The 12,609-nt window shown below is 65.7% G+C and carries 14 protein-coding genes; 7 read left to right on the forward strand and 7 right to left on the reverse strand.

Annotation, left to right across the window (positions count from 1 at the left end):
- The first annotated feature begins 199 nt into the window (after positions 1 to 199).
- Positions 200 to 1,474, forward strand: a complete 1,275-nt coding sequence (locus V4558_08160; GenBank protein ID MES2305466.1) for a hypothetical protein — start codon at positions 200 to 202, stop codon at positions 1,472 to 1,474.
- Positions 1,475 to 1,593: 119 nt separating this feature from the next.
- Here the strand turns inward: V4558_08160 and V4558_08165 are convergent, their stop codons facing one another.
- Entirely contained in the window at positions 1,594 to 2,043 is a 450-nt protein-coding gene (locus tag V4558_08165) for a hypothetical protein (GenBank protein ID MES2305467.1), read from the reverse strand.
- Between the two features lie 201 nt (positions 2,044 to 2,244).
- Here V4558_08165 and V4558_08170 point away from each other — a divergent pair, with 201 nt between their 5' ends.
- Together V4558_08170 and V4558_08175 are read left to right on the forward strand one after the other, a co-directional pair.
- Positions 2,245 to 3,096, forward strand: coding sequence for a helix-turn-helix transcriptional regulator (locus V4558_08170; protein ID MES2305468.1), 852 nt, complete (start codon positions 2,245 to 2,247; stop codon positions 3,094 to 3,096).
- Between the two features lie 80 nt (positions 3,097 to 3,176).
- Entirely contained in the window at positions 3,177 to 3,713 is a 537-nt protein-coding gene (locus tag V4558_08175) for a hypothetical protein (GenBank protein ID MES2305469.1), read from the forward strand.
- A 219-nt stretch (positions 3,714 to 3,932) separates the two neighbouring features.
- Here V4558_08175 and acs read toward each other — a convergent pair whose 3' ends face one another.
- Positions 3,933 to 5,882 (reverse strand): acetate--CoA ligase, encoded by a 1,950-nt coding sequence (acs, locus tag V4558_08180; GenBank protein ID MES2305470.1) that lies wholly within the window; start codon positions 5,880 to 5,882, stop codon positions 3,933 to 3,935.
- 159 nt (positions 5,883 to 6,041) lie between these two features.
- Here acs and V4558_08185 point away from each other — a divergent pair, with 159 nt between their 5' ends.
- The 4 genes from V4558_08185 (at position 6,042) to ccsA (ending at position 8,556) form a co-directional block, all read left to right on the forward strand.
- Positions 6,042 to 6,356 carry an STAS domain-containing protein gene (locus tag V4558_08185; protein ID MES2305471.1) on the forward strand — a complete coding sequence of 105 codons (315 nt, stop codon included), beginning with the start codon at positions 6,042 to 6,044 and terminating at the stop codon, positions 6,354 to 6,356.
- A 117-nt stretch (positions 6,357 to 6,473) separates the two neighbouring features.
- Positions 6,474 to 7,187, forward strand: coding sequence for a heme ABC exporter ATP-binding protein CcmA (gene ccmA / locus V4558_08190; GenBank protein ID MES2305472.1), 714 nt, complete (start codon positions 6,474 to 6,476; stop codon positions 7,185 to 7,187).
- Positions 7,184 to 7,861 carry a heme exporter protein CcmB gene (locus tag V4558_08195; protein MES2305473.1) on the forward strand — a complete coding sequence of 226 codons (678 nt, stop codon included), beginning with the start codon at positions 7,184 to 7,186 and terminating at the stop codon, positions 7,859 to 7,861. Before ccmA ends, V4558_08195 begins: the two co-directional genes overlap by 4 nt.
- Complete coding sequence (ccsA, locus tag V4558_08200; protein MES2305474.1) at positions 7,858 to 8,556, forward strand: cytochrome c biogenesis protein CcsA; 699 nt, start codon at positions 7,858 to 7,860, stop codon at positions 8,554 to 8,556. Before V4558_08195 ends, ccsA begins: the two co-directional genes overlap by 4 nt.
- A gap of 227 nt (positions 8,557 to 8,783) precedes the next feature.
- Here ccsA and V4558_08205 read toward each other — a convergent pair whose 3' ends face one another.
- From V4558_08205 to V4558_08225, 5 genes are all read right to left on the reverse strand, one after another.
- The gene (locus tag V4558_08205) at positions 8,784 to 9,455 is read right to left on the reverse strand and encodes an aquaporin (GenBank protein MES2305475.1); all 672 of its coding nucleotides are present in this window, start codon (positions 9,453 to 9,455) and stop codon (positions 8,784 to 8,786) included.
- A 63-nt stretch (positions 9,456 to 9,518) separates the two neighbouring features.
- Positions 9,519 to 10,757 (reverse strand): beta-ketoacyl-[acyl-carrier-protein] synthase family protein, encoded by a 1,239-nt coding sequence (locus V4558_08210; GenBank protein ID MES2305476.1) that lies wholly within the window; start codon positions 10,755 to 10,757, stop codon positions 9,519 to 9,521.
- Positions 10,754 to 11,218 (reverse strand): SRPBCC family protein, encoded by a 465-nt coding sequence (locus tag V4558_08215; GenBank protein ID MES2305477.1) that lies wholly within the window; start codon positions 11,216 to 11,218, stop codon positions 10,754 to 10,756. Before V4558_08215 ends, V4558_08210 begins: the two co-directional genes overlap by 4 nt.
- On the reverse strand, positions 11,218 to 11,916 hold the full coding sequence (locus tag V4558_08220; GenBank protein ID MES2305478.1) for a methyltransferase domain-containing protein: 699 nt from the start codon (positions 11,914 to 11,916) through the stop codon (positions 11,218 to 11,220). Before V4558_08220 ends, V4558_08215 begins: the two co-directional genes overlap by 1 nt.
- Positions 11,917 to 11,920: 4 nt before the next feature.
- Entirely contained in the window at positions 11,921 to 12,397 is a 477-nt protein-coding gene (locus tag V4558_08225) for a flavin reductase family protein (GenBank protein ID MES2305479.1), read from the reverse strand.
- Positions 12,398 to 12,609: the final 212 nt, after the last annotated feature.

Raw genomic sequence — 12,609 nt, forward strand, 5'->3', positions numbered from 1 at the left:
CCCCCCAACACGCGTTGGCTGGTCCGTTGCGCTCGCGGCGTTTGCGGCGCTGACGTTTGGTTGCGGCAGCGAAGCGCCGGTGTCGTCAACAGAAGTGAGCCATGCCCCAGTCGCAAACGCCGTTCTCTGTTCGACCCCTGCTGCCAATTACGGACCCGGGTCGAGTGGACATACGTCACCGTATGGCGATGAGGGTGAGGTGTTTGGTTCCGTCTATGACGGTGGGCTAAGAACGTGTGGCGGCGAAGAAATCACGCTGACCCCGCTTTCTTATTCCGCCCCCGGTGGGTACAGCGCCACGGTCGAGACCGACGGGGCCTATCCCCTGATGTGGGAATTCTGGGATCCGGGTGCATGGGACGGACCGTGTCGCAGCGTCGCGCCGAATCCAGGCGATGCGCGTGGGCACTGCGCGATCCCTGGGCGGTATCAGTTCACCGGTCCGACGTATGGCGGTACTCGCACCTTCCAGGTCGACTACCTGAGCAGCCTCGGCTTCCTGCCTGGTAGCAGCACAGACGGTATTGCGGATGAAAGCTATGGCGCGGCTGGCTACGTCGATCTAGTCATTAACAGTGACATTGGAGGGTCGGCATTCACCGAGACGCCAGCGCTGGAAATCGACACTGCGACCGTCGCAATGGGCTCCGGGTTTAGCAACATCACCGGCTCACCGTCCGGCGAACGCTCAATGAACTTCCGATTCAAGGTTTCGAATACAGCGACCAACTGGTATCCGACCGATCCGGACACCGGTCACATGAACGGGCGCGGACTGTATTTGACAAGGCTGTGGGTGCACCAAGTGGGGACGTCAACTTGGGATCATCTTACTGAATTCTATCAGCCAGATCCATCGCTTATCCGGGCGTTCACCTTTTCCGCGCCCTGCGGCGGCGCGCAATACGACATTGGGTTGGAAGTGATGCGCCCTGATGAGCTGCCAATTACCAGCGGTCATCCGTCGTACTATCGTACCATCAACGTGGTGCGTGACTGCGAGATTCTCCCGCCGCCACCGCCACCGCCACCGCCACCTCCGCCACCGCCGCCACCCCCACCGCCGCCACCGCCACCGCCGCCACCCCCACCGCCGCCACCGCCACCGCCACCACCACCGCCTGCGGTGCCCGAGATCAGTTCGTTCACATTCTCGTGCAACAAGGTGCAGTCCGGTGTGCATTGGTATAACGAGCTGTGGGGCAGCTGGACTGTGAGCGGCACCTCCGCTGCCTTCGTCTGGGAAGTGAGTGAATCTGGTTCGAGCTCACCACCAAGCCCGGGCACACTGAAGGCCAGTGCCAAGCCCGGCACGAGTTCGCTCCTTGAAGGCTTCGGGATCCTCCAGAACGGCGGGATTACCGACAATCGCTATTACTGGCTGCGCTACAAGAGTGCGACCGACAGCACGAGCTGGTTCCCACTCAATGTGATGCCCGTGTCGGTCGCGGCGCCAACGCTGTGCGATTTGTAATTCGCTGAGGAGATCCGAATGACAGAGCCCCCCGCACCGGTCTCATCCCGGGGCGGGGGGCCTCTGCTTTGCCGCAACTTTCCAACGCCGCGCCGGCGGCACCCCCCGCAAACCCGCATTCACAGGCAGAAAATCTCAATCACGACCATCGTATGCATTTTCGCCTGCATAAACTCGGCGCACACCCTCAGTGCGCGGGTATTCACGACCATATCGCGACCGATCAGGACCATATCACGGCCGTTCAGCACCATATCGCCATCATCACGCTCCATCTCGCGGCCGTCAGTCTCCAGAAACTCGACTGACGACACCATATCGCGACCATTCAGCTCCATCTCGCCGGCAATCACCACCATATCGCGGCTGTTCACCAGCATCTCGCCGCCGTTCAGCGGCAGAAGTCGAGGCGCGAGCCCCATCTCGGCAGCTCTCAGGGGCATAAACAGAAAAATCGCCGGCATATCGGCGACCTCAGACAGCATTTCTGTCGCGTGCAACAGCAACTCGGCAACGTTCACGACCATCTCTCGGCCGTCAGCCACCATAAAATCGGCGTGAAGTTGCATAAAATCGGCGGTGATCGCGATTTTCGCCCTGGAAAGAGTGCTGCCCTGACCTCCGCCCCCTCGCTTCCCTTCGGCAAGCTCAGGGCAGGCTGCTCAGGGTGACAACCCCAGTTATCTGTCATCTGTCATCAGTCATCCGTGACCCATCACCCCTCACCCATCACCCCGTGACCTCCCCGACGCTCTCTGGGTCTCGTAGTGATGCCTGTTCATATCGACGACCTGATCTTCTCCACCGCGACCGTCCGCGCGGGCCGCTTTCGGTGCGAGCCGGGCCACCCGGCCTTTCGTGACAGTGGCCCGATAACAGGGCACATCGTCGTCTTCCCGCGCACCGGCGTATGGATCCAGCACGCGGATTCGCGGCCGTTCGTTGCCGATCCGAACATTGCGACGATCTACAACCGTGGCCAGGAATATTCGCGACGCGTTCTCTCGCCGGCCGGCGACCGCTGCGAATGGTTCGGCGTCACGCCGGCCCTGGCATCCGAAATCGCAGTGCGCTGCTTGCCGCTCGATCGCATCACCGATGATCGGCCATTCACGGTCGAATCCGCGGCGTGTTCACCGGCCTTGTACCTCCGTCAGCGCACCATTTACAGACTCCTGACATCAGGGGCACTTACTGGCCTCGCCGCCGAAGAGACGATCGTGTCAATCGTCAACGACGTGATCTCGGCGGCGTCGACCGAAGGGCGCCGCATGTCGAAGCGCCGTGTCACTGCTCGGCATCGCGACCTCGCAATGAACGCGCGAATGCTGATCGCCCGGGATTCATTCGGGACCTCTGACCTCGCGCAACTGTCGGCGGAGCTTGGGGTTTCCCCCTTTCATCTCTGCCGGGTCTTCCGCGCCGTCACCGGTGCGACGATGCACGCCTGGCAGATGGACCTCCGGCTGCGGGCTGCGCTCGAGCAGCTCGAAGGTGCACCTGGTGCCATTTCACGGGTGGCCCACGCATGCGGATTCTCGAGTCACAGCCATCTCGTGCTCTGGTGTCGTCGTCGATTCGGCGACACTCCCTCCCGCCTGCAGGAACGGCTCATCGCCTGACGAGCAATGACGTGGTAGCCGGGTGCTATTGGGCTCCACAGCTTGGTGGCACAATGGTCACCACTTCCACGGAGCATGCTATGCAGACCCGTCAATTCGCAGTCGCCCTCGCCCTCGTCGTCTCCACCGCGTGTGCCACCGAGCAGGCGACCCTGCCCGACCAGGCCCCCGCCATTCGCGCATCAGTCGCCGGCCCGGTCGTTGGCTCTGCCTCGGGCGGCGGTCACTGGATCACCCCCGATGGCCTGCGTCGTCGCCTCGCCTTCTCGGTGCGGCGACACGACGACGGCTCTGTCGATGGGGAATGGCAACTCGTGGCAGGCGCCACGATCATGCACGGCCGCCTCACCTGCCTCTCCATCGAGGGGAACACGGCGCGCGTCGGTGGCGTGGTCGAGCAATCGAAATTTTCGCTCTTCCTGGTTGGAACCGATGTGGCGTGGTACGTCGTCGATAACGGCGAGGGGCAGAATGCAGAGGATGCGACGTCCAACCTCCGTGCCTTCCGCAACTCCGCACCGGGCACCGCGCAGGCCTTCTGTGATACCGGCGCAGCGCCGACGCCGGTGACGCCGGATGCGATCAGCTTCGGGAATGTGCAGGTGATGGGACGATGATGGATGATAGATGACAGATGACAGATGGCCGGCGTTGTCATCCTGAGCGAAGCGAGCCGCAGGCGAGCGCAGTCGAAGGAGTACCCACTTGCCGTCGAGACCAGCTCCTTCGACAACAGGCGCTTCGCGGCTTTCGCTCAGGACGACAACCATCAATCATCTGTCATCAATCATCTGTCATCTGTCATCTGTCATCTGTCATCTGTCATCCATCACCCATCACCCCTCCGTCGCCTCGTACTGCTCCTTCAACTTCGCCACCACGCCCGGGTCGGCAAGGGTCGTCGTATCCCCCAGCGCCCGCCCCTCGGCAATATCCCTGAGCAATCTCCGCATGATCTTCCCGCTTCTGGTCTTCGGCAGGTCGGCCGAGAAGAGAATGTCATCCGGCTTCGCAATCGCCCCGATCTTCTTGGCCACATGCTCCCGCAGCTCATCGCGCAGTTCGCTGCTCGGCGAGTGGCCCTCCTTGAGCGTCACGAACGCCGCGATTCCCTGACCCTTGAGCTCGTGCGCCTTGCCGACCACCGCAGCCTCGGCCACAAAGGGATGATCGACCAGCGCGCTCTCGACTTCCATCGTGCCGATGCGGTGGCCAGCGACATTGAGCACGTCGTCGACCCGGCCGAGGATCCACCAGTAGCCGTCGGCGTCGACCTTGGCACCGTCACCGGCGAAGTAGCGGCCGGGGAAGCGACTCCAGTAGGTCTCCTGGTAGCGGGCGTCATCCTTGTAGATGGTCCGGAGCATCCCCGGCCACGGCGACTTGATGGTAAGGAAGCCGCCACCCTCGGCCACCGGTTTGCCGGTCACGTCCACCAGCTCGATCTCCATTCCGGGGAAGGGAATCGTCGCCGAGCCGGGCTTGGTAGTCACCACCCCGGGGAGCGGCGTCATCATGATCCCGCCGGTCTCGGTCTGCCACCAGGTGTCGACAATCGGGCAGCGCTTCGCGCCGATCTGCTCGTGGTACCAGATCCACGCCTCGGGGTTTATCGGCTCACCCACCGTGCCTAGCAGCCGCAGGCGCGAGAGATCGTGCTTCGCCGGGTGTGAGGTCCCCCACTTCATGAAAGCGCGAATCGCCGTCGGGGCGGTGTAGAACACCGTAACGCCGTAGCGCTCGCAGATCTCCCAGAACCGATCGCGCTCGGGCCAGTCGGGTGCCCCTTCGTACATCACGATGGTGGTGCCGTTCGCGAGCGGACCATACACCACGTAGGAGTGGCCGGTGACCCAGCCGATGTCGGCAGTACACCAGAAGACATCATCGCCCTGCAGGTCGAAGACGTACTTCGTGGTGGCCACCGCCTGGGTGAGATAGCCGCCGGTGCTGTGCACGATTCCTTTCGGCTTGCCGGTGGTGCCCGAGGTGTAGAGGATGAAGAGCAGGTCTTCGGCGTCCATCGCCTCGGGCGGGCAATCGGCCGGCTGCGCCTCGAGCGCGCGGTGCCACCAGTGATCGCGCCCCTCGGTCATCGGACAGTGGGTCGCATCGATGCCAGCGCCGCGGTGGACCACGAGGCAGGAGCGAATGGTCGGGCATTCCGCGAGGGCTTCGTCGGCGAAACGCTTGAGTGGCACCACCGAGCCGCGACGGTAGCCACCGTCTGCAGTGATGCAGCACACCGCCTCGGCGTCGTTGATGCGATCGCGCAGCGATTCGGCCGAGAACCCCCCGAATACTACGGAGTGGATTGCACCGATTCGCGCACAGGCGAGCATCGCAATCGCGGCTTCCGGGACCATCGGCAGATAGATCGCGACCCGGTCGCCGCGCTTCACACCGAGGGCCTTGAGGGCGTTCGCGGCGCGACCGACCTCGCGATACAACTCCCAGTAGGTGAGTACCCTGCGGTCGCCTGGTTCACCCTCCCAGAGCAACGCCGCCTGATTCCGCTTCCCGCTCCGGACGTGGCGATCGAGGCAATTCACCGACACGTTGAGCTGCCCGCCGGAGAACCATTTCGCGTGCGGCAGGGTCCACTCCAGCACGCTGTCCCACGGCCGCGACCACTCCAGTGCCCGGGCCTGTTCGGCCCAGAATCCGAGCCGGTCGGCGGCCGCGGCCTGGTAGAGGGCGGGGGTCGCCACCGCCTTGGCCACAAAGCCCGCTGGCGGTGGGAAACGGCGCTCCTCACTGAGCAGGGTATCGAGCTGATCGGTCATCGGTGCCGGGATTCCGGAAGGAGATTCTCTCAATCTACTGCGGCTATGGCGCCACACTCCGGCCGACCAATTCCTTGACGAGCGGCTGTAGAAGGGCGGTGGCAAGGCCCTTGCTGATTCTAGCCCCCGAAGAATTTCCGGGCTGGAGGCCCTTTGACCGTGTCCACCGCGCAACCGCCGATGCGGGTGCTGCAAGCTCCCGAGAGTCTGGGTCTGGCGACCCGCGAAGCATTTCGCGTGTCGGCCAATGCCTTGCTCGACGAAATGTCGGAAGGCGCCGGCCAGCTCGTGGTCGACCTCGGCGGTACCCGCGAGGTCGACTCGTCGGGGCTGGGCGCGCTGGTGATGGTCCAGCGGCACGCCGCCGACCGTCGTCAGGATGTCGTCCTCCGCGGCGTCGGCGCCGAACTCGAATTCCTGCTGGTGCTCACCAAGCTCGACGACCTCTTCGTCTTCGCGCCCAGCGGACGCTGATTCGCCGCCACTGAAGCCGCGCCCGGCGCGGCTTTCCCGTTCCTCCGGCTCGTCGCCCCTCTCCCTGCTGCCCGTCCCGCCGTATCTTCCGGCGATGCCCATCTACCAGACGTTGCGATGACCCAGGATCTGGTACCGCTCGTGGCGGTACGTGGTGTCGAGCGACGCTTCGGCCGCGTGGTCGCACTCGCGACCGTGACCCTCGAGATCCAGGCCGGCGAAGTGGTGCTCCTGTTAGGACCCAACGGGGCGGGGAAGAGCACCTTGTTGCGTTGCATCGCCGGGCTCGCCCGACCGCTCCGCGGCTCCGTGCTGGTGTCGGGCCGCGACGTCCACGCCGACCCGGAGGCCCGCGCCCAGCTCGGCTTCCTCTCCCATCAGGCCTTCGTCTACGACGACCTCACGGCGCGTGAGAACCTGCGTTTCGCGGCGGCGTTGCACGGGCTCGACGGGGCCGAACGCCGTGTCCAGGATGCGCTCGATGGTGTCGGATTGTCGCGAGGTGCCGACACCACGGTCGGCGGCTTCTCGCGGGGGATGCTGCAGCGGCTGGCCATCGCCCGGGCGACCCTCCACCACCCGGCTCTCCTCCTCCTCGACGAACCGTTCACCGGGCTCGATGCCAGCTCCGCCAACGACCTCCGTCACCGGATCGCTGCCGAGCGGAGCGCCGGCCGGGGCGTGGTCTGCGTGACCCACGAGCCCGGTGAAGCCTGGCTCCCGGCGACGCGCGTCGTGGTTCTCGTGGCCGGCCGGGTGGTGCTCGACATTCCGCGTCCTGATTCGCTCGAGGAATTCCGGGTCGCCTATGCCCGGGCGGTGGCCACGTGAGTCTCTGGCGCGCCACCCGCGCGATCGCGGCCAAGGACCTGCGCATCGAGTGGCGCCACAAGACGGCGCTGCTCACGGCGACCCTCTTCGCCATTCTGGTCTTGCTGATCTTCGTCTTTGCCCGCGACCCGGCGACCCTCTCGCTCGCCGACGTCGCGCCGAGTGTGCTCTGGGTGACGCTCGCCCTCTCGGCATTGGTCGCGCTCAATCGCGCCTTCCTGCTCGAACGCGAACACGCCGCCCTCGAAGGAATTCTCCTCGCGCCAGTGCCGCGTCAGGCGATCTTCTGGGGAAAGTGGCTCGCCAATCTCACCTTCGTGCTCACGGTCCAGGCGGTGGCCTTCCCGCTCTGGATTCTCTTCTTCAATGTCACGCCGACGCTGTCGCTGCTGGCGGTGGCCGGCGTCGCGATTCTCGCGGCGATCGGCTTCACCGCCGTCGGCACACTCTTCTCGGCCATGGCCGTCCGCACCCGCTTCGCCGAGCTGCTCCTGCCGGTGCTGCTGCTTCCGTTCATGATCCCACCGGTCTTTGCGGCGAGTGAAGCCACCCTCCGCCTGCTCGCGCATCGCCCGATGAGTGAACTCTGGGGATGGCTTAGATTGCTGACGCTCTACGATGTTGCCTTCCTCGTGCTCGCCAACCTGCTCTTCCCGGTGGTGGTGGACGAATGACGACTGCCCTGGAAAACGCCCAAGCCCATATCCGTCGCGGCCGCATCATCGCGTTCGTCGGATTGCTGGGCCTCGCCGGCATCTATCTGATGGCCTGGCGGTTCACGCCGGCCGAACGTTTCCAGGGGCTGGCCCAGAAGATCTTCTACATCCATCCGCCGTCGGCCTACGCCTCGGAGATGGCATTCGTCTTCGCCGGCATCGCGTCGCTGCTCTACCTGCTGCTGAAGGACGATCGCTTCGATACCTTCGCCGAGGCGTCGGCCGAGGTGGGGCTCGCCTTCGCGCTGGTGCTCCTCACGACCGGTCCGATCTGGGCCAAGCCGATCTGGGGCGCCTGGTGGACCTGGGACGCGCGACTGACCTTCTCGCTGATCGAGTTCCTCCTCTTCTGCAGCTACTTCGCGCTGCGCTCTGCCGTGCGTGATCCGGCCGAGCGGGCGCGCTACGCGGCCGTCGTCGCGATCATGGGAATGCTGCTGGTTCCCTTCATCCATCTCACGGTCTACCTCTTCAACACCACCCATCCGCAGCCGGTGGTGGTCAAGACCGACAAGCCCTCACTGCCGTGGGAAATGCTGCGCACTTTCCTCACCTCGTTCGGCGTCTTCACGGTGATGTATCTGGGCTTCGTGATGACCCGCTACGGTATTGGCGCGCGTCGCGTCGCGCAGGAGCTTACCGATGCCGGATAATGGCAGCTACGCGATTGCGGCGTATGTCGTGGCGGCGGTGATCTTACTCGGCTATACAGCGTCGCTCTTCCGGAGATCTGGAAAGCCGCGCGGATAGCGGCCCTGCACCCGGTGGTGCCGCGCTCGCGCGGCACCGGTCTGTCCGAACGCCAAAGGCCCCAAGGAGCAATTCCTCGGGGCCTTTGCGAGTCTTTGAAACCGGTGCCGCGCAAGCGCGGCACCAACGGTCATTCCTTCAAGAGCACCTTATCCCATAGAAGCGCCGCAATCACCGCTCCCACAATCGGCCCGATGAAATACGCGCCGAGCGAATCGAGGTTGCCACTGATCACCGCGGGGCCGAACGCGCGCGCCGGATTCAGTGCGGCACCGGTGAAGGGTCCACCGAACATGATCGCGAAGAAGAGCGTGAGGCCGATGCCGAATCCGGCGATCCTCGGTGCGGCGGTCGAGACGGCCGTGCCCATCACCGCCGACATCAGGAAGAAGGTCAGCAGCGCTTCAATCGCGACGGCCGTGGTGAACGAGATGCCGTTGTAGATCGTCGGCGTGCCGTACAGCACGAACTTCGCGACACTCCCCGGCACCACCATCTTGAGCACCAGCGCGCCGAGCAGGCCACCGGCGAGCTGCGACAGCACATAGATGAAGGTGTCCTGCGCCTTGAGCCGGCCGGTCGCCCAGAGCCCGATGCTCACTGCTGGATTCAGATGACCGCCCGAGATGGCCATCGTCGACGAGATGGCGACCGAGAGCACCACGGCGTGGACGAGAGCGATCCCCATCAGGCCGTAGTGCGCCGTCGGGAACGACTCCATTACCACGGCACCGCACCCGAAGAAGATGAGGGCGAAGGTGCCGTAGACTTCGGCGACGGCGCGGCGAGCGAGTGACGGCATCGCTGGAACCCTGGGGTTGAGGACGGGGGAGCGGCCGCACCGGGCGGCCACGCGCCCAATCTACTACGCCGGGGCGCGGAGCAGGAGCGTCGCGTTACTGCCGCCGAAGCCGAATGAATTCTTGAGAACCGCTCGCGGCCGCAGGGCGAGTCCGCCCGCGGGGACAAAGCTGAGCCCGCCTGCCGGCTCGGGCTCGGCACAGTTGAGCGTGTCCGGAATCCAGCCCCGCGAGATCGAGAGCGCAGCGATCGCGGTCTCGATCGCGCCGCTCGCGCCGAGGGCGTGGGCGTGCCACCCCTTGGTGCCGCTGACCGGGAGCCGGTCGGTATGCTCGCCAAAGACCTCCCGGATCGATCGCGCTTCGGTGCTGTCGTTGAGCGTGGTCGATGACCCGTGCGCGTTCACCCACTCGACATCCTCGGGCGCGCACTCGGCCTCGGCCAGCGCGAGCCGCATCGCGCGCACGGCCTCACGACCGTCGGGGCGGGGCTGCGTCATATGGAAGGCATCGTTGGTGAGTCCGAAACCGGCGATCTCGGCGTAGATCGGAGCGCCCCGCGCCACCGCGTGCTCCAGCGATTCGATCACCAGGATCGCGGCGCCCTCGGCCATCACGAAACCGTCGCGGCCGATGTCGAACGGACGCGACGCCGTGGCCGGGTCGTCGTTGCGGGTGCTCATCGCGCGGATGAGCGAGAAGGAGCCGTAGCAGAGCGGGTAGAGCGGTGCTTCGCTGCCACCGGCGAGTACCACATCGGCCTGGCCACTCGCAATCGCGCGGAATGCTTCACCGATCGCGAGCGTTCCCGAGGCGCAGCTCATGGCGTTGGTGGCGTTGACGCCGGAGACACCGTGGGTGATGGCGATGTTGCACGAGAGCGCGCCAGCGAACACCGTGAGCGCGAGCAACGGGTCGACTTCGCGTGGGCCGCCCTGCACGTACTTGGTGTTTTCCTGTTCAGCGAAGCCGATGCCGCCGAGCGCGGTGCCCATCATCACGCCGACGCGATCGGGTGTCTCATCGGCAAGCGAGAGATCGGCGTCCTCGAGTGCCAGCCGTGCTGCGGCGAGGCCGAGCTGCGAACAGCGGTCGGTGCGGCGCGCCTGTTTGGCCGAGAGCATCGCCACGGCGTCGAAGTCATTGACCTCGGCGGCGATGTGCGAACGAAACGGCGTCGAATCGAAACGGGAGATGGTGGTCACAGCAGATTGCCGCGTGTGCAGTCGCTGCCACACCGCCTCCTTGCCGATGCCGATCGGGGTCACCAGACCGACGCCGGTGATGACAACGCGACGCTTCACCCGGCACGCTCCGCCGCGCGGGCGACACCAGCGAGCGTGCGCGCGGCGATGCCATGCACGAAGACGGGGCCGATCACCAGCTCGGCCGCCGGCACGCGCAACAGCGACCAGGGCGGGCCGGACCATTCGTGCACGATTATCACGTCACTCAATCCTTCGGCAGTCGGTGTCATGGTCCAGAGGACGTCCATCCCCGTGGTGATACCACCGATGTGGCGATATCGGATCTCTTTGGCCTCGGTGTTCACCCACATCTGCGACAGCCACCAGGTGGGCCACTGGAGCGGTCCGAAGGGGCGATTCGCCGACATCTCCACGATACCATCGCCGCCGGGCGCGCCTTCGCGGCGTTTCACGAAGCGATAGTGCGGCAGGATCGCCGGCCACTGTTCCACCATGACGGCGTGCGGCCAGACCGCATCGGGGGTGGCGCGAATCAGCAGGCGATCGACAATGCGCATCACGGCGAGGTCCGCCAGCAGAGGAGAATCCGGGCGAAGGGGAGCGCCTGGAGGTGGATCGGTGCCGAATGTGCCCGCGCGGCGAGCGCCCGGAGTCGTTCAGCGGTCAAGCCCCGCTGCAGCGACGTCACGCCGTCGAGCACCGTGGTCGCGTGCAGGCCGAGCAGCGCGCCGCCAACGCGGAAGGCGACAGCCGCAAGGCGCGATGGCCGCAGGTCGGCGATGATCACGCCGCGACGGGCGACGCGATGGCACTCGGTGAAGAGCTGGACGATTCCCTCATCGTCGAGGTGATGCGCAACCTGGCTCACCAGCACGACATCGACACTCCGGTTCGCGAGCGGTAGTGCACTGGCACAGCCGAGCAGGGTGGGGACTCCGTTGTCGCGCGCGAGGGCTGCCGCCGCCGGAATCCGCTCGAGGCCGCAGGGTCGCAGCGTCACGCCCCGTCGGGCAGCCCACGCAGCCGCATCGCGCGGGAGATCGCCGGCGCCGGTGCCGACATCGAAGAGCGAGAGGGTCTGCCCCTGGTCGGCGGGAGTGAGCAGCCACGCGAGGCCCGTGTGCACTGCGGCGGTGCCGCCAAACCAGCGATTGGCCCGCGCGATGTCGCGCAGCATCCGCACCACCAGCGCCGGGTCGGTGGCGGGGTCGTCGAGTGCTTCCACCCCGATGCGCGACAGCGCGATGCCGGTCACCCGATCACATCGGCTCGAGATCGGCGTAGCCGCCGCGATAGTAGAGCAGCGGCCGGCCGTGGTCGGCAGCACTCCCGCCGACGACCGTGCCGATCAAGATGGTATGATCGCCCGCCGGAAGCGTCGTCAACGGTTCACAGATGATGTGCGCGAGCGCCCCATCGAGCAGCACCTGATCGTCGGGGCCACGATGCCAGCCGACACCCTCGAAGCGGTCGGCGACGCCGCTGGCGAAGCGACGCGACAGCGCCTCCTGGTGCGACTCGAGGATGTTGATGGCGAAGCGCGGCGCGGTGAGCAGCACCTCGTGCACTGACGCGCTCAGTTCAATCGCAATCGACACCAGCGGCGGGTCGAGCGACACCGACGCAAACGAGTTCGCCGTCATTCCCACCGGCACGCCGCTGCTGTCCAGCGCGGTCACGACGGTGACACCGGTGGCGAAGCGACCGCAGAGTTGTCGGAATTCGAATGGGTCCATCGTTCCTTCGTGTTGTGTTGTCACCCTGAGCGCAGCGAGGGGGCGGAGCTTCGTGCTGTCACCCTGAGCGAAGCGAGGGGGCGAAGCTCCGTGCTGTCATCCTGAGCGGAGCGAGCCGCAGGCTCGCGTAGTCGAAGGAGCGGCGCTCCGCCCCCTCGACTTCGTCCGCTTCGCGGACTCCGCTCAGGGTGACAACCCTTCGGCTCGCTGCG

The organism is Gemmatimonadota bacterium (genome assembly GCA_040388535.1).
Classification (GTDB): domain Bacteria; phylum Gemmatimonadota; class Gemmatimonadetes; order Gemmatimonadales; family GWC2-71-9; genus Palsa-1233.

Coding starts and splice junctions, on each gene's coding strand:
- acs (MES2305470.1), bottom strand. CDS start 5,882: ATGACCGATCAGCTCGATACCCTGCTCAGTGAGGAGCGCCGTTTCCCA.
- V4558_08170 (MES2305468.1), top strand. CDS start 2,245: ATGCCTGTTCATATCGACGACCTGATCTTCTCCACCGCGACCGTCCGC.
- ccmA (MES2305472.1), top strand. CDS start 6,474: ATGACCCAGGATCTGGTACCGCTCGTGGCGGTACGTGGTGTCGAGCGA.
- V4558_08215 (MES2305477.1), bottom strand. CDS start 11,218: ATGCGCATTGTCGATCGCCTGCTGATTCGCGCCACCCCCGATGCGGTC.
- V4558_08165 (MES2305467.1), bottom strand. CDS start 2,043: ATGCAACTTCACGCCGATTTTATGGTGGCTGACGGCCGAGAGATGGTC.
- V4558_08205 (MES2305475.1), bottom strand. CDS start 9,455: ATGCCGTCACTCGCTCGCCGCGCCGTCGCCGAAGTCTACGGCACCTTC.
- V4558_08225 (MES2305479.1), bottom strand. CDS start 12,397: ATGGACCCATTCGAATTCCGACAACTCTGCGGTCGCTTCGCCACCGGT.
- ccsA (MES2305474.1), top strand. CDS start 7,858: ATGACGACTGCCCTGGAAAACGCCCAAGCCCATATCCGTCGCGGCCGC.
- V4558_08175 (MES2305469.1), top strand. CDS start 3,177: ATGCAGACCCGTCAATTCGCAGTCGCCCTCGCCCTCGTCGTCTCCACC.